Raw genomic sequence first — 23155 nt, 5'->3', positions numbered from 1 at the left:
TCGGTTGTGTCTAAACTCTAAACACCAAAGCTAAAGGACATCTAGGCGCTCGGGCCTGCCACTTTGTCGGTCTCGCCGGCAAAGTGACATGCTGCCGATTGACCCGGCACCACCTTCGCCAGGGGAGGCAGTTTTTCTGAACAAATCTCGGGCTTCCCCAGTGCCGCATAGAGCGGGCAGCGGCTCCGAAAGGCGCAGCCGGACGGAAGATTTGCGGGACTAGGCAATTCGCCTTTCAGGATTTCGCGCTGGCGCTGGCGCTCGATGTGAGGATCGGGCACGGGAACGGCCGACAAGAGGGCGCGCGTATAAGGATGCGCGGGTGCGCCATAGAGCAGGTCCCGATCCGCAAGCTCCACCACGCGGCCCAGATACATCACCGCTACGCGATCGGAGATGTGGCGAACCACGGCGAGATCGTGCGCGATGAACAGCAAGGAGAGATTGAGTTGGCTGCGCAGCTTGACCAGGAGATTGATGATCTGAGCCTGGATCGAGACATCGAGGGCCGATACCGGTTCGTCGGCAATGATCAGTTCGGGCTCGAGGATCAGAGCCCGCGCAATGGCGATGCGCTGCGCCTGACCGCCCGAGAACTCGTGCGGAAAGCGATTGGCGACTGCTGGATCGAGGCCAACAAGATGCAGCATTTCGGCGACCCTGGCCTTGCGTGAAACGCGAGTGCCGATGCCGAAAATCACCTGGGGCTCTTCCAAAAGAGCACCAACCGTCATGCGGGGGTCCAGCGAGGATCGTGGGTCCTGGAACACCATCTGCATCCGACGACGGAGCGCCTTCAGCCGCGCGCCCTTGGCCCCCACCAGTTCTTCGCCATCGAAATGTACTTCGCCCGAGCTGGCGCGGTTTATCTGGAGGATGGCCCGGCTGGCGGTGGATTTGCCGGAGCCGCTTTCGCCCACGAGGCCCAGCGTTTCACCCCGGCGCAGCGTCAGGCTGACATCATTCACCGCCGCGATCGAGCCGAACCGGACCGTGAGATTTCGGATATCGAGAATTGCGTCGGTCATGGCTTGCCACCCTTGATTTTGGCAGCGTCGGCGCTGATCTGCGCCCTGGCAGCGGGATCGCCCAGATCCGTCTTCCAGTCTGTGTCGCGTAGCCACCCACGCACAGGATCGAGGCCCCAGCACCGCGCCAGATGCCCCTCGGCGCCGTCTGGCGCCGGGGCAAGTGGCGGCTCCGCCTCGGCGCAGATGTCTCGCCGGTAAGGGCAACGGGGCCGGAAACGGCAGCCGCCATCGAGCAGTGCCACATTGGGCGGAAGCCCCTCGATGGGAACCAGAGGTTCATGGACGGGTCGGTCCAGTGAGGGAATGGAGCGCAGCAGGCCCCATGTGTAGGGCATGGCCGGACGCGAGAAGAGGTCTTCGGTGGTCGCCGTCTCGACAACGGCGCCAGCATACATGACGTAGACGCGTTCGGCCGCACCGGCGACGACACCCATGTCGTGCGTGATCATCACCACTGCGGCGCCGGCATCGGCTACCAGCGACTTGAGCAGATCGATGATCTGCGCCTGGATGGTCACGTCGAGCGCCGTGGTGATCTCGTCAGCCAGGATCACGCGCGGGCCGCATGAGAGCGCCATCGCGATCATCACGCGCTGCCGCATGCCGCCCGAAAATTCGTGCGGATAGGCATTGAGGCGCGTTTCCGGCGCCGGAATGCCGACGCGTCGCAGCAGGTCGACGGTGCGGTGCGCAATCTCCTGACGGCTGCCGCCCTGATGGCGCTTGATGGCCTCGCCGATCTGCTTTCCAATGGTCAGCACAGGATTGAGGCTGGACATCGGATCCTGAAAGATCAGCGCAATCTCCCGCCCGCGAACGGCCTCCATGGCTTTCTCGTCAAGACCGAGCAGATCGCGGCCGTCCAGCGTTATTGAGCCGGCCTCATAGCGTGCGGTCTGTTCCGGCAGCAGCTTCAGGACCGATTTCACGGCGACAGACTTGCCACAGCCGGATTCCCCGACCAGCGCGATGATCTCGCCTTTGCCCAGGCGGAAAGACAAGCCATCGACCGCCTTGACCCGACCCCGGCGCGTATCGAAGGCAACCTCCAGCTCGGAGACTTCGAGCAGGGCGGCGCTCACTCTTGAGCCCCCTTGCCTGATGCCTGCCGCGCGCGATGCATGGCCAGCGTGCCCTCGTTGAAGGGGTAGTAATGGGCAGGAGAGACGTTCTCCTCGCCCATATTTGCGAGGATCGACCGCTCGATGGCCTCATGCTCCTTGCCGGCCCGCGCTACCTCCTCAGCAAAACCTGCGGCCAGCACAACCACCCCATCATCGTCGCCCAGGATGATGTCGCCGGGACGGACCAGGACGCCGCCACACTGGATCGGGACGTTGAATTCGTAGGGCAGCATCTTGGTTTCGCCGATCATCGTGGCGCGCCCGCCTGCATAGACGGGCCAGCCGAGATCGACAGTAGGCTGCGCATCGCGGATGGCGCCGTCGGTGACGATGCCGGCGGCACCGCGCTGAAACAGACGGCCATAGACGATCTCGCCACCGGTTGAAGTGCCACTCTGGCCCATTGCGTCAGAAACGAGGACGTCCCCTGGACCGCAGGCCTCGATCACCCGCCATCTCGGCGTGGCGTTCATGCCGTCGGCTCCCGAACTGGTCGCGATTTCTGCCTGCAGATCCTCACGCGTGGGCAGATAGCGCAGGGTGACGGCCCGCCCCACCAGCTTGCGGCCGGGTGCAAGCGGCGCGACGTTCTGCATGACGATCGGGCCCGACCCATATTTGCGGCCGACACCGCGCATATGCAGGAGATAGAATACCGTCGCAGCCCCAAGCTTGCCGATCTCGGCAAGAACTTCGTCGGACACTCTTGAATTATGGGTCATCATGCGTCCCCGCCCGCTGGGAGAGCGGCAATCCGGCGCTCTTCATCGGTGGCCGGGACTTCCATCAGACCCGCTCCGGGGCGCCGCCCCGCCCATCCGTAGCCGGACCGGACTGGTCGCACGGCTTCGACGGCATATTGCTTGAGCAGGTCGTAATCCACGCTGAGGCCGAGTCCCGGGCTGTCACCCAGCACGACATGTCCGTCTTCAATCCAGTTGTCGGCCTTGAGCATTGGTTCCTCGACCTCATCGTCATGCACTTCAAGGATCATGTGATTGGGCAGTGCCGCCGCGACGTGGGCAAACACCTTGCCCTCGGAGTCCGAGCCAGCACAGGGCAAGCCATTTGCGTAAGCGAGGTTGCCGACCTGCATGGCACCGGTAAAGCCGCCCATCATCCTGCCGACCTGGACGATGTCGGCCGAGCCGTGCTCGATGTAGGACTGGAATTCGAGGACATTCTTGAGGTTCTCGCCGGCGCAGACCGGGGCCTTGATATGGCTCGAAACCTTGGCGAGGCCGCGATAGTCGGCGCGCTGCACCGGCTCTTCGACCCAGGTAAGATCGAAGTCCTGCTCGAGCCTGGCAATGCGGCGGACAGCCTGCTTGGCGCTCCAATATTCGCTGGCATCGATCATCAGCGCGGGCGGCTTGCCGTTGACCGTCATGACGTCTCGAACCAGCGCCAGGCGATGGGCATCCTCCTCGATATCGAGGCCGACCTTGAGCTTGGCGGCACGGAAGCCGAGGCTCGCCATATGACCGTAAAAGGCGGCGAGCTGGGCGTCGTCGAGCGGCATGTCGCCGCCACTGGCATAGCCGAGCACACGGTTTGTCCGTGCGCCGAGCAATCGCCACAACGGCTCGCCATAACTCTTGGCCTTGAGGTCCCACAGCGCCATGTCGAGAGCCGACAGTCCTTCCGACATGAGGCCATTATTGCCGCCCTTGAAAATGACGCCGACCATGGCCTGCCAGAGACCGGTATTCTGGCGCGGGTCGGCGCCGATGAGGACGCGCTTGAGGCGGCCGATCGCATAGACCGAGTTGACCGAGCCGATGGCGATGCCGCGATGGTCCGTGTCAGTCAGTATTTCAACCAGGGCGCCGTTCTGATGGGTTCGCCCGGCCGGATCGTGTGCGTCACCGCGACGCCGCTTGATCGGATATTCAAACGTCTGCGTGCGGATATCGGTAATTTTCATGCAATGGATTCCTAAACTTAGCGGCTGGAGATGCCGCGCGGATCGAGCCGGTCACGCAGGGTGTCGCCTGCCAGGTTGAGCGCCAGCACGGTCAGCAGAATGAACAGACCGGTGAATGCGGAGAGCCAGGGCGCGCGGTCCATGTAGGCGAAACCATTCCGCATCATGGCGCCCCAGCTCGCCGTGGGCGGCTGTATGCCCAGGCCGAGAAAGGAGAGCGCCGCTTCGGTGAGGATCGCGTGGCCCACCGCGATAGTGGCCATGACCACCACCGGGCTGGTGATATGCGGCACGATGTGGCGGAAGATGATGCGCAGGGGTCCCGCGCCAATCGCCTGGGTCGCCACGACGAAGTCCCGCTCACGCACGCTGAGCACCTGTGAGCGGGTAATGCGGGCGAACATAGGCACTTCGGCCACGGCGATGGCGATGATGATCGTGGTAATGCCCGGCCCGAGAGCAGCCATGATGCCCAATGCGAGAAGCACCGAGGGAAAGGCAAGCAGAGCATCCATCACGCGCATGATGGCTTCGTCGACAATGCCGCGCGCATAGCCGGCGACGAGACCAAAGATGCCGCCGATCAACACCGCTGCGCCTACCGCCGTGAACCCGATGCTGAGCGCAACGCGGCTGCCATAGATGAGGCGGGACAGCATGTCCCGGCCCGTATGGTCCGTGCCCAGCCAGTGAGCCGCGGACGGGCCCTGGAGGATGGCGCGATAATCCTGCGCATTGGGATCGAAAGGCGCGATCCACGGCGCAAACAGGGCACAGATGCCGAGCAGCGCCAGAAGTCCGAACCCCAGCACGGCCAGGCCGTTGACGTAGATTTTGGAACGCGCAGGCGATTGGGTGATTGCACTAGCCACGACGAATCCTCGGGTCGATGCGCGAGTAGATGAGATCAGTAAGCAGGCTCGCGACCAGCACGCTGAGCGCCAGGACCAGCATCAGCGCCTGGATCATGGTGAAGTCCCGATAGAAGATTGAATCGACCGCGAGCCGCCCGAGACCGGGAATGGAGAACACCGTTTCAACCGTGGCGGCGCCCCCGAAGAGGCCGCCGAGTTGCAGGCCGACCAGCGTCACCACGGGCAAGAGGGCATTGCGCAGGGCATGGCCGAACAGAACGGTGGAACGCGACAGCCCCTTGCTGCGGGCGGTGGTGATGTAGTCCTCGTTCAGCACTTCCAGCACCGATGAGCGAACCTGCCGGATCAGCACGCCGGTAAAGCCTGTCGCCAATGCAAGAGACGGCATGATCATCAGCTTCAGCGAGCCCAAGGGGTCGACGAAGAAGGGTATGTAGCCCGATGGTGGCAACCAGCGCAGCGTGACGCTGAAGAGGAGAATGAGCATGATGCCGAACCAGAAGCCTGGCGTCGCCAAAGCGGTTAGCGCGAACAGCGTGCCCAGATTGTCGGGCCAGCGCCGGTAGTAGACGGCGGACATGACCCCGACCGGGATGGCGATGATGATCGCGATCGCGAGGGCCATGAGGGCGAGTTGCACGGTGGGCACCGCGCGCGAGAGAATGGCCGCGCCAATGTCCTCGCCGGTCCTCAGGGAGCGGCCAAAATCCCCGGTCGCAGCATTGGCGACCCAATTGGCGTAGCGGACCACCAATGGCTGATCGAGGCCCAGTTCAACGCGCAGGGCCTCGTAGCGCTGGCTGTCCCGCGCCCCTTCTTCGCCCAGCAGGGCAGCGGCGGTATCACCGGGAAGAACGGAGACGATCGCAAAGGCTATGATACTGACCAGCACGACAACGACAGCGGCGGCGGCCAGGCGGCGTGTAAAATAACCGACCATAGAAAGACCTAAACTGAACTGCAGTTCACTGCAGCGAAAACAGGTGGGCCGCCCCTGCACGCTGGCAGGGGCAGTTCTACGTCAAGTCTAAGCAAGCCAAGCGTAACGCAGGTTGTACCCGGTATCGACGCCCCGAACATTGGGCGCCATGGCCAGCATCAGAGGCGCACGGAAGCCGATAAAGTGATAGGCGTCTTCGTAGAGCGTGGTCTGGATGGTTTTGTAGATGTCGGCCCGCGCGCTGACGTCGCTGGTCCGGGAGGCTTCCTCCCAAAGAGCATCCACCTTGGGGTTGGAATAACCCGCCCAGTTGGATTCCGAGCCGGTCATCGTCTCTCGCCGGAACAGCGGGTCGGGCAAGGCGGTATTGCCATGCGACAGCGCCTCGAAGTTCCCGTTGCGGCCCGCGTCCACCCACGGCGTGCGGTCCATGGTTTCGATGATCAGATTGATGCCGACCTCGCCGAGCATGGCCTGCATGATCTCGAGCGGCTGCAGATCCTTGGGCCGGTTGATGACCTTGACGGTGAGCGACACGCCATCGGCATAGCCTGCTTCGGCGAGGAGCTGTCGGGACTTTTCGGGATCGTAGCGATAGCGCGGCAGGCTTTCGTCGTAGCCGGGAACGCCGGGATACCAGCCCCAATAGTATTGGGCTTCGCCGCGACCGAACCCCAGAGCAGCAGCCATAGCCTCGCGATCGATGGCGTGCTGCAAGGCCTGGCGCAGTCGGACATCGGTCGCGAATGGCGTCGTCGAGTCCGGGCGTGAGCTGATGTAGAAGCTGGGCTGGCCGGTAAATGTGGCCGGCACGGACCACGTCTGAATGCCGGCGGCGTCCAGACTGTCGAGATCCTGCTCGAGCGGGTTGATGATGTGCACGTTCCCGGCGCGAAGCTCTAGCCCGGCGACTGACGAGTCCGGCAGTTGGCGCACAACGAAGCGGTCGGCATAGGGCAATGGCGCCCCGTCGTCGCCAAGCTCCCAGTGATCGGCGAAGGCAACCAACTCAACCCGATCGTCGACAAGCCAGTTCTCGACCATGTAGGGGCCGCTGCCGACGGGCTTGCGCGCGAAGGCATCATCACCCATCGCCTCGACGGCCTGTTGGGAAACGATGAAGACGTTGGTGGCATTGCCCGGCGTCATGGTGAGGGTAAAGAGCGCCTGGGGCGCCTCGAATTCGAGATCGAGCGTGTGCTCGTCGACCACTGTGACATTGGTGAGCTGCGAGACGGCCGTCTTTACCGCGGACTTTTCGTGGTCGCGAGCGCGCTCCAGGTTCCATTTCACCACGTCGGCGGTCAGCGCGGAGCCGTCATGAAAGGTGACGCCCTCACGCAGGGTGAGACGAGCAGTTGTTTCCCCGGTCTCCTCGTAGCCCGTGGCCAGGGCATAGCCGAGTTCAAACTCACTGGTACTGCCCTCTTTCACGCGATAGCTGAAAAGCGAGTCAAAGATCAGCGAGGTACCGCCTGCGCGCGCGCCGGCCAGATGCGGGTCGAGGCTATCAAGCGCGAGCACGTCCGCGCGCACGATGGTGCCACCGCGCTTCACCGTTTCCTGTGCGACCGCCGGAAGGGCGGCAGCGGCCAGGATGGCCGAGGCGGCGGTGCCGATAAGCAACTGCCTGCGAGTGATCGATACCATAGTTTCCTCCCTATTGGTTGATTGAACAGACCATATCGTAATCTAGTCAGTCAATACTTGATTGCTAATCAACTTGACCCTTTGATGGGCTAGTACGTGCCGTCAAGGACGGCTCCCTGAGACCGGAGACGGTCGCGCAGGTCGGCGATGGGCAGATCGCGCACCTTGCCGGCCTGCGCCGAACTCGCCAGCGCGGCGGCCGTGCCGGTCGCCTGCCCCATGGCCATGCAGGTCCCCATGACGCGTGCCGACCCATGCGCCTCGCGGGTCGCGGAAAAGCAGCGGCCGGCCATCATCACATTGTCCAGATCCCTGGCCACGAGCGCTCCGAACGGAATGTCGTAAGAGCCACCATTGGGGATCGGTTTGCGCAACTGGTCGCGGCCAGCGCCATGCACATCAATATGATGGCACCCTTTGGCCACGCCATCGTCCCGCTTACGGGCCGACAGGACATCCTCGGCGGTCAGCACCTCGTCGCCAATGATACGGCGGGTTTCGCGGATGCCGACCCGCGGCGCGATGCCCGAATAGACGGCACTCTCGAAGCCGGGCACTTCGGAACGCAGGAACCCCGCACTCACCCACACCTGGTCCATCAGGTCAGGCAGCGCCTTGGACAATTGGTCGGTGCGGGTAGCATCGACATTGGCGATGCGCGTTGTGTTGCAGTAGATTTCCCGCCGCGCCATCGACACCGGCCCGATGCCAATCAGGGCTGTCTCATGCAGCAATCCCTTGGCGATGCCGCCCTGGATCAGCGGCCCATTGGCGACGAAGAACACCTTGGGAAAGCCCTGCGCCACCAAGCGACGGATCTGCTCGTCGCGCGGGATATCGGCATAGTAGGGGTTTTCAGCAGCGGCGACGTTTTCGGGATGTTCGGCGACGAAGTTGAGCAGCCGATCGACGTCGACGCCGGCCATGCGGAACACGAGGCTCACGGGCTGGAATTCGGTACCGTCCTTCGCGCCTTTCTCGTAGCTGGCGCCCGCCATGACGGCGAGATCGCCATCGCCGGAAGCATCGATGAACACCTTGGCGCGCACCAGGGTGCGCTGGTTCTTGTTGAGCACGACGATGCCGGTCACAGTGCCGTTCTGAACGATGACATCCTCGGCGAATGTATAGAGCAGCAGGTCCACCTTGTTGCGACGAACCACGTTCATCACGGCGATCTTCATGATTTCCGGATCGACGCAGACCACCCAGATGGTCCGCCAGTCGTAGAAATGACCCACATATCCTCCGAGGCGCTGGGCTTCCTCGAAAATCTCCTGCGGAACGCCGCCGATCACCCACTCGCCGCGGGTGGAAATGCAGCCATCAATCGGCAGCCCGCTCAGCATCTCGCCCCCGATCATCGGACCGGCTTCTACCAGAAGGGTTCGAGCGCCATTGCGTGCAGCGGCCACAGCCGCGGCGGTGCCGGCGGCGCCGCCGCCAAGGACGACGACATCGTAGTCCACCTGATTGAGACGTTGGGCCATTTGCCATCCTCCTCCATACGTACAATGGTTGGACCATTGCACCTATGCAGAATGACGTCAATGGACGCGCCATACGACGAAAGTGTCACTTATTCCGAGATATTGTCGAAGTAGCGCTGCCGGATTCGGTCCAGCAGCCGACCCATGGCTGCCGCCGCTGCTGCTGAATCGCGTTTTTCCAAAGCGGCGAGAATTTCCTTGCGATCAGCCAGCGCCAGGATGTGATGCTGGGGCTGAACGACGCGCGTGGCGACTGTCCGCCACATGGCGCCGCTTCGGAGCCGCCAAAGATCGCGGATGGTATCGACGAAAATGCTGTTGCGAGACGCGACGGCGATGACGTCGTGAAAGGCCTGTCGGTGCAGTTCCGCGCCCTTTCCATCAACATCAGCGTCCATCGCGGCGATCAGGTCGCGCAACCTGGCCAGTTCCTCCTCCTCGATATAGCGGGCGGCATCCTCGGCGGCGGCGCATTCCACCAGCATCCGCATTCGGAACTGCTCATGCGGGCCAGGACCGGGATCGCCGTCCCGTTCCCAGGGCAGCGAGCCCGGGGCAATCCGTGCGCGGACATAGGTGCCATCGCCAACCAGCACCTCGATGATGCCCATGGTCTCGAGCGCAATCATCGCCTCACGCACAGTGGTGCGGCTCACCTGAAACTGCTTTGTCAGGTCGCGCTCGGCCGGCAGACGAGCCCCGGGCTCGAGAGGCGTGTTCTGGATGTAGTTGGCTATCTCGCGCGCGACCGCGACGTAGAGGCGCGGCATGGCAACAGGCTTGAAGCTCGGCAGCGCAGCAGCGGAACTGGTATCAGACATGTGACGATCGGTCCGGGATTGGGGAATGGGCCGTGCTCAAGCTAGGCTCCTTCCGACATTGGCGGCGGGCCGACATAGATCGATTTGAGGCGCGGCATGGTCTTGGGCGCATCATATTCTTCCATGGCATGGCCCACCCAGCCCGCCATGCGCGCATAGTTGAAAATCAGCTCGCCCGAGCCGTGCTGCATTCCCGCGCAATGCGCCAGCGCCGCGATGGAGAAGCCGATATTGGGCGGCTCCCTGCCCCGCTGGTTCTGTATGTCGATGATCTCGTCCAGCAGGCGGACCTCGGCAACTGCTTCCCGGCTGTCGCGCAACAGTTGCAGGATAAGGCGCGCGCGCGGATCGCCATCTGGATAGGCGCGATGTCCGAAGCCCTGCATTTCACGTCCGTCGCGCAGCTTGTCACCAACCAGTTGCCCGACATCCGGACGAGCGTTCAGGCCGAAGAGATCGCGTTCGATGGAAAGCGTCGAGGCGCCTTGTACCGCGCCGCCAAAGCTGGCGAGACCGACAGTGATGATCGAATAGATATCGGCCCGACCCGCCGCAGCCAGACGCACTGCCGCAGTGGACGGCGCACCCAGATCATGGTCGGCGACGAGCACCAGAATCGCATTGAGCGCAGCCAGCAGACCAGGCGTGGCAGGTCGCGGTGAGGTCCGGCTCCAGAGCAACGCAGCGAGACTCGCATCGGCCGGCGGAGACAACTGGTCCATCGCCGACAGCAGTCGCACCATGAGCCGTGCAGCCTTGCGCGTCACCTGCTCGGAACTGGTATCGTGACGGAGGGCATCTTCTGCGGCAGCAAAGGGCACCAGGCACCCGAAACGTTCGAGCGGCAAGGCGCTGCGGCTCATCATCGCGGCCACGGCGCCAAGTGCAGGCTCTGCCACCGCCACGGGGAAAGCAGCTTTGCCCGCGCCGTCAAAATCGCCGTGCCACAGCAAGAAGACCACTTCTTCAAAGCTTCGCTGCACTGCCAATTCGCAAGCTGGCAGGCCCCGATAATAGGGCTCACCGCCGACAATGGCGGTAATGGAGGATTTGAACGTGGGGGATACGGCCTGCGCAGCCGGGGCTTTTCGGCCGCGCCGCGCGAGAGCCTCTACTTCAGACGGATCGTAAAGGCTTTCGGCACTGTCGGTACTGCCATGCTTCGACAACAGCCCACGGGACACATAGGCATAAACGGTGTCCTTCTTCACTCCCAGTCGTGCCGCCACTTCCGTGGCCGTGAGCAGAGCGCCAGCAGCACGACCACCTTGCATTGAACCAGACATCGTCTCTCCATTGCGCCCAAGGCATGGGCCGGGACCTTCATTGATTTCTAATCAAGTATTGACTGAATTGCAAGCAACGTGATTTTAGATCAATCACGAGAGGCAAAATTACCTAGCTCCGAACGGGGGGCGTCTCCGAAGCTAGGACGTTACCCCACCTGCGCTGTCCTGCCCGCATGGCACGGCCTTTTCAAGAGGTTCACATGATACTCGAACAGGCGCTCGTGGCAGCCCGTGCTGTCGCGCTGACGCACCGCATCGGTGGCGAGGCCCTACCCGCTCCGGCCACACGTGTCCTGATCGATCCCCGCCGGGCCGAGCCTTTTGCAGAAGCGCCCGATGCTGCTGTGGCGGACGTCGAAGCGGCCGTCGCGGCGGCTCGTTCGGCCCTTGCCGGCCCATGGAGACGGATGAAACCCGTTGATCGTGGCCGGCTTCTGTCGGCCGTCGCCAAGCGACTGCTTGAGGAGCAGGACCGGTTCGCCATGGTGGAGACGCTCAACATGGGCAAGCCGCTGCGCCAGGCACGCGGCGACGTCAGCGGCGCGGTCCGGTTCTTCGAATATTACGCGGGCATGGCCGACAAACTACAGGGCGAGACCATCCCGCTCGGCCCGGGCATGATGGCATGGACCGAGCGCGAGCCGGTGGGCGTGACCGCACAGATCGTGCCGTGGAATGGCCCGCTCGGCATGTTGGCGCGAGGGTTGGCGCCTGCGCTCGCCGCCGGGTGCACCGCTGTCGTCAAGCCTGCCGAAACGACGCCGCTGACGGCAGTGATGCTGGCCGATCTTCTCACCGAAGTGGGGCTGCCGCCTGGGGTTGTGAACGTCGTGCTGGGGCCGGGCACGACCGGCGCGGCCCTCGCGGCACATCCCGGGATCAACCACATCACCTTTACCGGATCAGTGGCAACCGGCAAGGCGGTGATGGCGGCAGCCGCCACGCACCTCGCGTCGGTAACACTGGAACTGGGCGGCAAGTCGCCTGTGGTGGTACTGGACGATGCCGATCTCGACGCCGCGGCCGAAGGCGTGGTGCGCGGCATCACCACCAATGCGGGACAGGTCTGCGCCGCAGGGTCCCGCCTTATCGTTGATCGTCGGGTAGCCAGCGCATTGATCGACCGCGTGGTTGCCCGGATCGGAACCCTGTCGCTTGGTCATGGCCTTGAGGACCCCGATATCGGACCGCTGGCGTCGGAGATCCAGCACCGCCGCGTGCTTGGAGCAGTCGGACATGCTGTGGCCCACGGCGACCACATCCTCTGGGGAGGCGAGAGGCCCGACCGGGCCGGCTATTTCGTGAACCCGGCAGTCCTTTCCACGACACCCAGCAGCCCGCTTGCTCAGGAGGAGGTCTTCGGTCCCGTCCTGGCGGTTCTCGAAGTGGACGACCCCGCCCATGCCCTGCGCGTTGCCAACGATTCCCGCTATGGCCTTGTCGCGGGCATATACAGCCGAAACATCGATCGGGCGCTGGCTTTTGCGCGCGCTGCCGAGGTGGGGCAGGTTTTCGTCAACCGCTACCTCTCAGGCGGAGTGGAAACGCCGGTGGGCGGGGTAAAGAACAGCGGCTTCGGGCGGGAAAAGGGCCTGCGCGGCCTCGATGCTTATCTGCGCACCAAATGCACGACGGTGGCCTTCGATGAAGCCTGATCCCGACCCGAGCAAACGCCCCGTGGCCCTGCTGGCCTTTGGCGATGACTACCGCCGCCAGATATTCGGGCCCGAGGAAGAGGCACGGCTCGCGCGCCTGGTGACACCCGTCTCCATCGATCTCCGCGTTTCGGCAGCCCCGCTGCCCGGCGCGGCACGGATCATGCTGACGGGCTGGCCTACGCCCCGGCTGATACCTGAAATATTGGCCGCCATGCCGCAGCTCGGCCTTGTTACCCACGCCGCGGGCTCGATCAAGCCGATCATGCCCGCCGAAGGATTTCCGGCCGGGCTGATCGTTACCAATTGCGTGGCCCAGAATGCGATCCCGGTGGCCGAGTATGCACTGGCCGCGATCCTGCTTGCCAACAAGCGTATCCTCGCTTTGGGCCTGACCTACCGTGAGATGCGGCAGGGCCGAAAAGCGGTGCTCGCCAATTCGCAGGCACTCGGCAATTACCGGCGCACAGTGGGGCTTGTGGGGGCTTCGACCATCGGCCGGCTGGTGGCAGACATGTTGCGGCCCTTCGACCTCGAAGTGATCGTGGCCGACCCCTATCTGTCCGAAGCGGATGCCGCAGAGATGGGCGTGACGAAAGTTACCCTCGCCCACCTGTTCGAGAACGCCGACACGGTCTCGCTGCATGCCCCGCTGCTGCCGGATACGCGCCATATGATCAATGCGTCATTGATCGACGCGATGAAGCCGGGCGCGACCCTCATAAACACAGCCAGAGGCGCATTGGTCGACGAAGAGGCTTTGATCGCCGCGCTGCAACGCGAGCAAATATACGCCATTATCGATACAACTTGGCCGGAAGTCCCCGAGGCAAATAGTCCGCTCTGGACATTACCGAACCTGTTGCTGACGCCACACATCGCCGGCGCGACCTCCTTGGAAATACGCCGTTTCGGCGTGGCGGTCATCGACAGTATCGAAGCCTTCCTCGAAGGCCGACCAGTCCCCGGCCAAGTCTCGTTCGATCAGCTCGATCGCTTGGCCTGACGGCACACCCCTCCCCAACGCATGGAAATCCGGATGACCCTCGCACTCGGCCTTTGTTCCGCAGCCCTGAGACATCTCGATCTGCAGGCGGTGGTGGACTGTGCCGTCGCCGGCGGTGCCAGCGGCATAGAATGGGAGGCACGGCGGCACGTTCCATCGGGCAATCTTGCCAGCGCCCGAACAGCAGCGCGGCTGTCCCGGGCAGCCGGATTGTGTATTCCGAGTTACGGCACCTACGTCACCGCCGGGGCCGCTGGTGCGCGCCAGGAGTTCGCCGGCTGCCTCGCGGCCGCAGAGCTTCTCGACGCACCCTTCCTGCGCGTCTGGACGCACCGAACGATTGGGCTGGAGAACCAAGCAGGATTTGACGAAATGCTGGATCGCGTAGTCTCAGACCTTGCCGTCTTCTGCGACCAGGCGGAATCCGCCGGCCGCACCGTGTCGCTGGAATTTCATCCGGGCACCTTTGCCCATTCGGCAACTGCGGCGCTGCAACTGGTGGATCGCGTAGGACGCAACACCTTGTTGTCGCACTGGCAACCGGATTACGGGCAACCCCTCGACGAGGCCAAGGCCTCTTTGCAGGCGATGCTGCCAGTTTTGAGCCACCTCCACGTCTTTTGCTGGACCAAGGAGCGCGTCCGCCTGCCGCTCCACGAGCATCGGGACTATTGGGCCGCACTGCTGGCCATGGCGGGACAGGCCCCGGATCGCGGCTGGCCGCGATATGCGATGATCGAATTTTCTCCCAGCGACCTCACAGAAGCAGTCCTCGACGATCTGGCAACCCTGTCAGCCATTCTCCCTGCCTGAACACCACTTCACGGATATGTTGATTAATGATCAAGTATTGACTCTAGTTGATACAGTCTGGTCCACTCAATCAACATAGCAGGAGGAGGATGCTTTGGAGATGATATCACGCAGAAACATGCTCGTGGGGACAGCGACCGCAGCTGTACTTGCCACGACCCACCAGGCCGGCGCACAGGAAAACACTGGCGCCGAAGACCCGGCATGCAGTCTCGATTGCCCCTTTCGCGTAAGAGCAGAGAGCCGGGCAGCCGCCGCTCTTCTGGATCTGTCGACTGTCGATATTGTCGTCATCGATCGGTTCGACACCGGCGGAGATGTCTGCGCCACGCTCTATAAAAAGGTGAGTGCGGAACCTTCTCATATCGGCAAGTTCCAGTCTGCGGACGGTAGCTGGTTCGAAGTTTTGCCGGGGCCCAGCGGATACGACATACGGTCATTCGGTGCCGTTGCCGACGCCACATACAATCCCACAACCCATGTGGTGACCGGCACGGACAGTACTCTGGCGATCAACACCGCGCTGGCGCTCGGCAAGGCCGTGGTTCCGGCAGGCGCCTTCCGCTATACCGGCTTGCTGCATACGAGTCTGGAGGGCGGCGGGATCGTCGGCGCGGGTTCGCGAAGCTCCTTCCTCATGTGCGATACTTCAATGGAATTCCATATCGGCGTGCTCACGGGCACGACAGGAACACACTTCGTCGGCTTCCAGGTCATCGGCCCTCACATCTTCGACGGTGACGACGGCAACAGATGTTTCATTATCGGCCTCGAGCCCGATCTGACCTCGATCGCCAATACGCTCTGGAATGCCGAGGGGACATGGATCGACGATGTCATGACCCAAGGCCTTTGTGTTGGCCTGCAGATCTCCTGGGCTGAAAACGTCATGGGCGGAACATTGGAGGTATACGAGGCCGGGGACGCCCGGGCGGAGCCGGGCTCCTATGGCATCACGACATCGGGCAGCGGACTGCGCCTTGAGCGACTGATCGCCAAGAACACGCTGACGGTTGGACGTCACGCGCTCTACTATACCGGGCCGGCCAACAATAACTTCGTCGAATATGTCTATGCGGAGGGTTGGTCGCTCGCTGCCATCCAGAACCGGGCCCGGGCCGGCGGCGGCACGCGGAACGGCTACGGCCGGGCCATCCTGGTCGGCTGCAATGCGGATGGCGGCTGGAACAGCGCAGTCGTCAATTTCGGAACGGTGGACGACGCATTCCTCGACTCAACGCGATCCAGCCTGATCGGCGACACGACATTCATTGGTTGCTCGGGCCGGATGGTGCAGATCCGCAAATATGCCGCCCCTCAATATGGCCGCATGGAGGTGGTCGGGCATACTGGCATCTGGCCGGACGCCAACCATTACCTGATCTACAATATCGACAGCCCGCGCGCGCAATTGCCAGAGCTGGTCGCCATCGAGGGTTTCGGCGCCGAAGAGCTCAATGACCCGACATTGCGCGGGCTCGTGGTGCACAACAGTCCCAAGTCGAGCGGCGGCCCGGTCAGGATGAACGGTGTCTTCGAGCGGGCAGTCGACATGATTTCCAGCTCCGGCACTATTGTACCCCTCGTCTATTGCGACGGGACCTATCAGCAGGCGGTCAATTTCAACAACACGGAAGGCGGTGCGGTAGATTCGGTGGTGTGCGACGGCACCTATGCGGTTGCCGCCCGCTTCTCGGCAGCCTCTAACTTCTGTCGGGTGGATGCCGTGACGACCCTGGCGCTGCCAACATCGGGGCTGGTGACGGACGGCTCCTCCGGAACCCGCAGGAACCTCGTCATGCGGGCACCGGGCTATGACGTGCTGGAAACGTCGGCGGCGCCGAGCATCAATGTGGCCGGATACCGTTCGGTACGGGTGACGCATGATACGGCGACCGACGTGACCAATCTGCCGGGCATCCAGAATGGCCAGCGGGTGCGGTTCATCGCCATGAACGGCAATACCACCTTCATCGACAGCGCCGGCGGCGCAGGATCGATCGAATTCTCCAACAATACCGACCGAACCCCGGCGGCGCGCAAGGGGTTCATCCTGGATGGCTTCGTGACCGGGAGCGGACCTGGCGTGGTGGTCACCGCCATCGAGGCGGCGGCGAGCTAGTCCCCGGCGCATAAACGCTGCCGCCCGCGTGTTGTGGCGGGCGGCAGTTCTAATCTAGCAATATTGGGCAGGCCGCCTCGTCAGGGGGTCGGGTAGCTGATGCCCTCATCGATGAACTCGTTGGTGAAGGCGGAGTTCGGATCGAAGGCCGTGATTTCGAAGGCCTCGGAGACCAGAGCATAGTCCGCGGCAACGCGTTCGGCGCTGAAGGCCCCTACCGGCAGAGTATTGCCCTGCCCCGGAATGACCAGTGAGGCATATTCCAGTTCGCGCGCCGCATCTTCAGCCTTCATGCTGACGGCGCTCGAGAGCGCCTGGCTGCAAGGCTCGGGCGTCTCAAGACAGAAGGCAAAGGCACGCTGGGTCACCTGAACCATGGATTTGATCGTGTCGTGCTTGTTCGCGATGGCGCCAGCATTGGCAAAATAGGTGAGGCCATAGGGGTTCAGGCCATTGTCGCGCAGCAGCGCGAAGCCGAGATCGTCCCCGAAGACGTCTTCGTAGACGAAATGAACACTGTACATGTGCGTTGTCGCTTCGATGGCGCCGGACTGGAGCGCCGCAACCTTCGCCGTGGGCTGGATATTCACCCATTCGACGGAATCGGGATCTACGTTGATTGCCTTGGCAATCGGACCCCAGAACTGGCGGGCCGCATCGGACGCCGGCGCTCCGAGCTTGCGGCCGGCCAGATCGGCAACGGTTTCGATGCCCGAGCTCTTCTTCCAGTAAATGCCGTTGGCCGAGTCGTTATAGGCGACGAAAACGCCGACGATGTCGCTTCCTTCGCCCTTGAACTGCAGCGCCGTGGGCATATCGACAATGGCCATGTCCACCTGGCCGACACTCAGCGCCGTGGCCGCGGCGCCCGAACCATTGCCCTGGATGATTTCGAGGTCGACCCCTGCCTCGGTAAACCAGCCCTCCTGCTGGGCGTAGTAAAGCGGGGCGTGATCGCCGCCGGCCTTCCAGTTGAGCATCAGGCTCAACGGCTCGGCAAAGGCGGTGCCGGTCATCATGCTCATGGCCAGCGCGGCTATCGTCAGTTTCTTCATGATTTCTCCTCCCATGAATGTTTGCCTTGGCCGGGTCACTCCATGCCGAGCAAGGCGTAGATCTGCTTGGTGTAATTGCCGAACTGCTCGCTGGTCTTGACTGACAGGCTGCGCGGTTCGGGAAGATCGATGTCGAGATGCGCTGCCATGCGCGCCGGGCCTGCGGTCAGCACCGCGACCTGCGAGCCCAGGAAAACGGCCTCCTGGATACCGTGGGTGACGAAGAGGATCGTCTTTCCACTCTCTTTCCAGATGCGCATCAGCTCGAGATTCATACGCTCCCGTGTCAGCGCATCGAGAGCGCCAAAGGGTTCGTCCATCAGGATCAGCTTTGGATCATGCACCAACGATCGAGCAATCGAGGCGCGTTGCTGCATGCCGCCGGACAACTGCGAAGGATAGGCATCGGCGAAATTCTCGAGCCCCACCATCGCCAGCAAGTCCCTGGCGCGCTCCCGGCTGGCGGCGCGTGGCAGGCCGAGGATTTCTGCCGGCAAGAGCACGTTGTCGAGAATGGTCCGCCACTTGAGCAACAGAGCCTGCTGGAACACCATGCCGATATCCCGCCCGGGTGTGAACGGCGTTTCCGGATTGCCGATCTCGACCGTGCCGCCGTCATGGCCATGCAGCCCGGCAAGGATCTTGAGCAAGGTGGACTTGCCGCAGCCGGACGGGCCGACGAGGGAAACGAGCTCACCCTCGTTGATGTCCATGGTCACGTCCGACACGGCAAGGAATTCCTTGCCGCCAAAACGGTAGACCTTACGGACGCCTTCCAGGCGGATGAAGGGCTGGTTTGTGGCAGATCCGATCATGCCGAAATCCCCTTCCGCGTGACGAAGACATATTCCAGCAGCGCCACCAGCCCATAGAGCACCACGCCGATGCCGGTGATCAGGATCAGGGCCATCATCATGGCGGAGGTATTGAGCGCGTTCTGCTGAACCAGCAGGAAGTAACCGAGCCCGCTATCGGAGGCGATGAACTCACCCACAACCGCCCCCGCGACCGCTAATACAGCCGCGACCTTCATTCCCGAAAACAGGAAAGGCAGCGAGCCGGGCAATTGGATCTTGGTGAAAATCTGCCAGCGATTGCCCTTGAGGGATTTGACGAGGTTCAGCAGGTCGGGCTCGACCTCGATGAGGCCGCGATAGGTGGTCAGGACGATGGGGAAGAAGCAGATCGTGAAGGCGATCAGCATATTGGGCACGATGCCGTAGCTGAACCAGATGATGAACAGAGGCGCCATGGCGACCTTTGGCACCATGTTGAGCGTGATCAGCAGCGGCATCAGGGCCGCGTTGAGCGGCGGCACCCAGACGAACAGGACGGCCAGCGCGACGCCCACGACGGTGGCTATGGCATAGCCCCCGAAGATCTCGGCCGTCGTCACCCAGATATGCCGGAACCAGTTGTAGGACGGCTCGGCCAGGGCGGCGATTGTCTCGATGGGGCCGGGCAAAATATAGGACGGAATGCGTCCAACGCTGACCGCGACCTGCCAGAGAACGACGAAGCCGATATGCGCCAGGATGGCGTAGAGATAGCCATGCAGGAATCTGGGCATTGCCTGTGAACTCCTAGAATTCGCCCGAGCGGACTTCGAATTTCGAGGGCTTGCCAAGGGTAGGCTTGCCGGATTTCACCCATTCGGCGACCCAGCGGATCATCGGATCGATGGAGACGACGGGATTGCCGAAAATGCCGTTCGCCTTGTCGCAATTGACCAGAAGGCAGGTCTCGGCCTCCTCATTGGCGAATGTGGGCTCCTTGCCGAAGGCCTCACCGAAGCGATTGGCGAGGTAGCGGATGCTGAGGGCTTCCGGCCCGCCGACATTGATTGGCGTCGCGGGCGCCTCGCACTGACCCAGCATGCGCAGGAATTGCGCATTGGCATCGCCCTGCCACATGACATTGGCGTGGCTGGTCGCCAGCGGCACAGGCTTGCCGGCAAACACCCAGGAAGCGACCTCCTGCATCACGCCATAACGGGGATCGATGGCATAGACGAAGCGCATGATGCGGCCAGGCGTGCCGTGCTTCTTGGAGAAGTGCTCGAACGTGCGTTCGCGGCCGACCACCGAATTGGCATATTCGCCTGGGCGCGCCATCGGCAGTTCGCGCTCGGTCACGCCGCCATGCAGCGGATTGGACCAGGGATAGACATGGATGGTCGAGAACGAAACGATGCGGGAGTCGCGGAAGGCTTCGGCGGTGATCTGGGGGGCGATGGTGTTCATCGCCCAGAGGAAGTCCTCGCGTCCGCGATAGTCGAACTTCAGCCCGGCCATGTAGATGATGTTGGCCACCTTGGGCAGGGCGTTGACGGCGTCCCGGTCCAACAGGTCGCAGCGGATCGTCTCGATGCCCCAGGAATTGAGCCGCGCCTCGAGGCCCTCTTCCGAAAAGCGCGAAACCCCGATGACGCGCTTATGCGGAACGGCCTTCTTGGCCATGCGGGCCATGGTGACGCCGATCTTGCCCCCGACACCCAGGATCATGAGGTCGCCATCCAGCGCGTTGAGATCGTCGATCACGCCCTGGGTGGGCACCGACATGAAGTCTTCGAGGTGATCCACATCGACGAAATGATCGGGAAGGTCAGCAGCGGTCAGGACTTCGGGGACGGCTGGGCGGCTCATGAGAATCTCCTCAAATTCTTCTTGTCAGGCGACGAGCGGCAGGCGCTGTCCATCATCGGACAGCCAGCGCTCGAGATTGTTGGCGACGAAAGCGTCGTCGTTCATTTCGGGGTATTGGCGGTAGACGCGATCGATCTGCTCGGATTGGCCTGGGCTCAGCACCTCGTTCGGATCGAGGCACCATGTGCCCTCGACCAGCCCCTGCCGGCGCAGCACTTCGAGGCAACCGGGAATGCAGCCCTTGAGATCGTGATGGGCGTCGTAAATGGCGCCATTGCAATCGGTGACGATGGAATCGAGGGCCAGCACATCGACCGGCATGGGCTGATCGTCGGCGATGGCGTGGATTCTTGCCAGCATGTCCACCGCCGGCTTGACCCAGACGCTCCAGTGTCCGAGCAGACCGCCACGGATGCGGGCGCGCTTTTCCGTTTTTCCGTCCGCCGAGCGCACGACGAAAGGCACCATCAGGTCGAGGCCGATGTGATCATCATTGCCGGTGTAAAGCGTGATGCGATCGTCCGCACCCGCATCATAGACGGCCCTGATGATGTCGAGCGTCCGATAGCGGTCGAAGGGCGCCATCTTGATGGCCAGGACATTATCGATCCGGGCGAAGCGCAGCCAGAAGTCATAGGACAGGTGAAAGCCGCCCACTTCCGGCAAGAGGGCAAAGCCGATGACCGGCATCTCCTCAGCCACACGCTGGCAATGCTCCAGGATTTCGTCCTCGCTCAGGCCTTTGAGGCGCGCCAGATTGAGCAGGGCCGCGTGATAGCCGAGACCTCGGGCCGTATCGACCTCGCGCAATGCCTGTTCGGTCTTTCCCGTGACACCGGCCACAAGGACCCGTTCCGGGCCGCCCCATTCCCGCATAGTTTCCGCGGCGAGACGCAGCACCGGCTCGTAAAGGCCCTTTTCGCGGATCGCGAACTGCGTGGTGTGCACGCCGACGGCAACGCCTCCAGCGCCTGCATCGGCATAGTAGCGTGTGATGGCGCGCTGGCGCCGGGGATCAAGCGCGCGGTTCTGGTCCAGCACCAGCGGGTGCGCTGGCAGTACACAACCCATCCGCAAGGCTGACAGTGTTGGATGGGGAAGATCTGAAATCCGTCTGAACATTCTGTGCCCTCCTAGACGGCAACTTTGGCGGGCGCGGACGCCGATTGAAACAGCTCGATACTCATTTTCTGCAACGGCTCCGCGATCCGGGCGGGTGCAAAATCCATCTGCTCGAGCACGTCGCGCCGGACATCGATGCCAGGGGCAACTTCCACCAGCGCCAGCCCATCAGCCTCGACGTCGAAAACCGCGCGCTCGGTGATGATCCGGGCGCTTTGCCCTCTGTCCCTCACGCCTTCAAGCACGTTGTAGGTGATCGAATCCGCCTCTGGCACGAATTTGCGCACCTTGCCCTCGCGGCGGACGGTCAGCCCTTCCGGCCCATAGGCCGCATCCAGGCCCGCCGTGGTGAAGGTGCCAGCAAAAACCAGTCGCTGTGTGTTATGCGCGATGTCGATGAAACCGCCAGCGCCCGGATTTGCCGCGCCGAACTTGGAGACGTTGACGATGCCCCGGGAGTCGAATTGCGCGAAGGACAGCGCAGCGAAGCGGCAAAGCCCGCCATCGATCACATCGAATTGGGTCAACCCGTCGACAATCGCATCGGGGTTGATATTGGCCGAAAACTGCCACCCCGGCATGACGATGCCGCCATAGGCGCCATGCTCGGTCGTCGCGGGGTAGTCGAGCATCTCCTCGCCGTCGAAAAGCCCCTGCTCGGCCATGACCAGCGGCACATCGGTCGCCGCGCCGAAACCATAGATCGCCAATTCCCCGCGCCGGACTTCGGCGGCAACCCGCCGGGCAATGATCTTGTCCAGCGACATGGGCGGCGCGGGCAGATTGTGCAGAGCCAGCCGTGTACCGGAGAAATAGGCCGACTCGTAAGGCGTATCGGTCGTCATCATCATCTCGGGATCGACAACGATCCTGTCGACGAAAATCCCGGGAAGCCGCACCTGGCTTGCTGCCCGCTTGCCGACAATGCGGCGAACCTGAGCGATAACGCGACCACCGCTCGCCTTTGCTGCAATGGCCAGGGCCAGGTTTGCCGTCGTCAGCGGCTCGTCTTCCCAGGACAGATTTCCCTGCTCGTCGGCACTGGAGGCCCGGATGATCGCTACATCGATCGGCCAGGTGGGGTAAAAGAGATAGTCCTCCCCATCGAGCGAAATCCTGCGAATCAGGTCTTGCTCCGCCTTTTCGGTAAACCGTCCGCCGCCATTCAGAGGGTCGGCATAGGTGCCCAACCCGACTTTGGTAATGTAGCCCGGACTTTTTCGCGCCACTTCGCGCAGCCAGTGCATGCTGGCGCCAATGGGCCAGGAATAAGCTTCGATCCGATTTTCCCGCACCAGGCGCATGAGTTCGGGGCGCTTGCCGGTCGCCGGATCGACGGGGTTGATGAAGGAACCGGAGACGATCCGCTTCATCAGACCTTCCCGGGCCACATGGTCCATGCCCTTGATGCCCATGGCGTCGCCCGTTCCACATGGGAAGTAGAAGGTGAGGTCGCTCGGCCCCTGCGTTTCGGCGAAACGTTCTCCAAGAGCGCGCAGGACAGCGTCGGGCGTGACCCAACCAATCACGCCGGCGCTGGCGACGGTCGCGTTGTCAGGAATGAATTCGACCGCCTCGCGGGCACTCACA

The 23155-nt window shown here is 62.8% G+C and carries 20 protein-coding genes; 4 read left to right on the top strand and 16 right to left on the bottom strand.

The features are described from left to right. Nucleotides 1-41: 41 nt before the first annotated feature. The 10 genes from JEQ47_RS09680 to JEQ47_RS09635 form a co-directional block, all read right to left on the bottom strand. Complete coding sequence (locus JEQ47_RS09680; protein WP_198876201.1) at nucleotides 42-1028, bottom strand: ABC transporter ATP-binding protein; 987 nt, start codon at nucleotides 1026-1028, stop codon at nucleotides 42-44. Further along, on the bottom strand, nucleotides 1025-2113 hold the full coding sequence (locus JEQ47_RS09675) for an ABC transporter ATP-binding protein (protein WP_198876200.1): 1089 nt from the start codon (nucleotides 2111-2113) through the stop codon (nucleotides 1025-1027). The genes JEQ47_RS09680 and JEQ47_RS09675 overlap by 4 nt, the downstream gene beginning before the upstream one ends. Then, the gene (locus tag JEQ47_RS09670) at nucleotides 2110-2859 is read right to left on the bottom strand and encodes an RraA family protein (RefSeq protein WP_198876199.1); all 750 of its coding nucleotides are present in this window, start codon (nucleotides 2857-2859) and stop codon (nucleotides 2110-2112) included. Before JEQ47_RS09670 ends, JEQ47_RS09675 begins: the two co-directional genes overlap by 4 nt. 17 nt (nucleotides 2860-2876) lie before the next feature. Next, nucleotides 2877-4082 carry a mandelate racemase/muconate lactonizing enzyme family protein gene (locus JEQ47_RS09665; protein ID WP_198876198.1) on the bottom strand — a complete coding sequence of 402 codons (1206 nt, stop codon included), beginning with the start codon at nucleotides 4080-4082 and terminating at the stop codon, nucleotides 2877-2879. Between the two features lie 17 nt (nucleotides 4083-4099). Next, entirely contained in the window at nucleotides 4100-4954 is an 855-nt protein-coding gene (locus tag JEQ47_RS09660; RefSeq protein ID WP_198876197.1) for an ABC transporter permease, read from the bottom strand. Next, nucleotides 4947-5897 (bottom strand): ABC transporter permease, encoded by a 951-nt coding sequence (locus tag JEQ47_RS09655; protein WP_198876196.1) that lies wholly within the window; start codon nucleotides 5895-5897, stop codon nucleotides 4947-4949. Before JEQ47_RS09655 ends, JEQ47_RS09660 begins: the two co-directional genes overlap by 8 nt. 87 nt (nucleotides 5898-5984) lie before the next feature. After that, on the bottom strand, nucleotides 5985-7547 hold the full coding sequence (locus tag JEQ47_RS09650) for an ABC transporter substrate-binding protein (RefSeq protein WP_198876195.1): 1563 nt from the start codon (nucleotides 7545-7547) through the stop codon (nucleotides 5985-5987). Between the two features lie 89 nt (nucleotides 7548-7636). Then, entirely contained in the window at nucleotides 7637-9037 is a 1401-nt protein-coding gene (locus JEQ47_RS09645) for an FAD-dependent oxidoreductase (RefSeq protein WP_198876194.1), read from the bottom strand. Between the two features lie 89 nt (nucleotides 9038-9126). Continuing rightward, on the bottom strand, nucleotides 9127-9807 hold the full coding sequence (locus tag JEQ47_RS09640; RefSeq protein ID WP_198876193.1) for a FadR/GntR family transcriptional regulator: 681 nt from the start codon (nucleotides 9805-9807) through the stop codon (nucleotides 9127-9129). 92 nt (nucleotides 9808-9899) lie between these two features. Then, nucleotides 9900-11144: a citrate synthase gene (locus JEQ47_RS09635; protein ID WP_198876192.1), complete on the bottom strand. Its 1245-nt coding sequence runs from the start codon at nucleotides 11142-11144 to the stop codon at nucleotides 9900-9902. 203 nt (nucleotides 11145-11347) lie between these two features. Between JEQ47_RS09635 and JEQ47_RS09630 the strand changes: the two genes are divergently transcribed. From JEQ47_RS09630 to JEQ47_RS09615, 4 genes are all read left to right on the top strand, one after another. Beyond that, nucleotides 11348-12802: an aldehyde dehydrogenase family protein gene (locus tag JEQ47_RS09630; RefSeq protein ID WP_198876191.1), complete on the top strand. Its 1455-nt coding sequence runs from the start codon at nucleotides 11348-11350 to the stop codon at nucleotides 12800-12802. Then, complete coding sequence (locus JEQ47_RS09625; RefSeq protein ID WP_198876190.1) at nucleotides 12792-13808, top strand: hydroxyacid dehydrogenase; 1017 nt, start codon at nucleotides 12792-12794, stop codon at nucleotides 13806-13808. The genes JEQ47_RS09630 and JEQ47_RS09625 overlap by 11 nt, the downstream gene beginning before the upstream one ends. A gap of 33 nt (nucleotides 13809-13841) precedes the next feature. Beyond that, nucleotides 13842-14621, top strand: a complete 780-nt coding sequence (locus JEQ47_RS09620) for a sugar phosphate isomerase/epimerase family protein (protein WP_198876189.1) — start codon at nucleotides 13842-13844, stop codon at nucleotides 14619-14621. Nucleotides 14622-14721: 100 nt separating this feature from the next. After that, complete coding sequence (locus tag JEQ47_RS09615; protein ID WP_198876188.1) at nucleotides 14722-16743, top strand: hypothetical protein; 2022 nt, start codon at nucleotides 14722-14724, stop codon at nucleotides 16741-16743. Nucleotides 16744-16823: 80 nt separating this feature from the next. Here JEQ47_RS09615 and JEQ47_RS09610 read toward each other — a convergent pair whose 3' ends face one another. From JEQ47_RS09610 to JEQ47_RS09585, 6 genes are all read right to left on the bottom strand, one after another. Then, entirely contained in the window at nucleotides 16824-17798 is a 975-nt protein-coding gene (locus JEQ47_RS09610; protein ID WP_198876187.1) for an ABC transporter substrate-binding protein, read from the bottom strand. Between the two features lie 35 nt (nucleotides 17799-17833). After that, a complete protein-coding gene (locus tag JEQ47_RS09605; protein WP_198876186.1) occupies nucleotides 17834-18613 on the bottom strand; it encodes an ABC transporter ATP-binding protein in 780 nt (259 codons plus the stop codon). After that, nucleotides 18610-19368, bottom strand: coding sequence for an ABC transporter permease (locus JEQ47_RS09600; protein ID WP_198876185.1), 759 nt, complete (start codon nucleotides 19366-19368; stop codon nucleotides 18610-18612). Before JEQ47_RS09600 ends, JEQ47_RS09605 begins: the two co-directional genes overlap by 4 nt. 13 nt (nucleotides 19369-19381) lie before the next feature. Next, nucleotides 19382-20443, bottom strand: a complete 1062-nt coding sequence (locus tag JEQ47_RS09595) for an NAD-dependent epimerase/dehydratase family protein (protein ID WP_198876184.1) — start codon at nucleotides 20441-20443, stop codon at nucleotides 19382-19384. 24 nt (nucleotides 20444-20467) lie between these two features. Beyond that, complete coding sequence (locus JEQ47_RS09590; RefSeq protein ID WP_328768690.1) at nucleotides 20468-21484, bottom strand: dihydrodipicolinate synthase family protein; 1017 nt, start codon at nucleotides 21482-21484, stop codon at nucleotides 20468-20470. Between the two features lie 92 nt (nucleotides 21485-21576). Further along, entirely contained in the window at nucleotides 21577-23154 is a 1578-nt protein-coding gene (locus tag JEQ47_RS09585; protein ID WP_328768688.1) for an acyl CoA:acetate/3-ketoacid CoA transferase, read from the bottom strand. Nucleotide 23155 lies beyond the last annotated feature (1 nt).

Origin of the sequence: Devosia sediminis (assembly GCF_016411825.1) — a bacterium.
Lineage (GTDB): Bacteria > Pseudomonadota > Alphaproteobacteria > Rhizobiales > Devosiaceae > Devosia > Devosia sediminis.
This window is presented reverse-complemented; position numbering and strand designations above follow the sequence as displayed.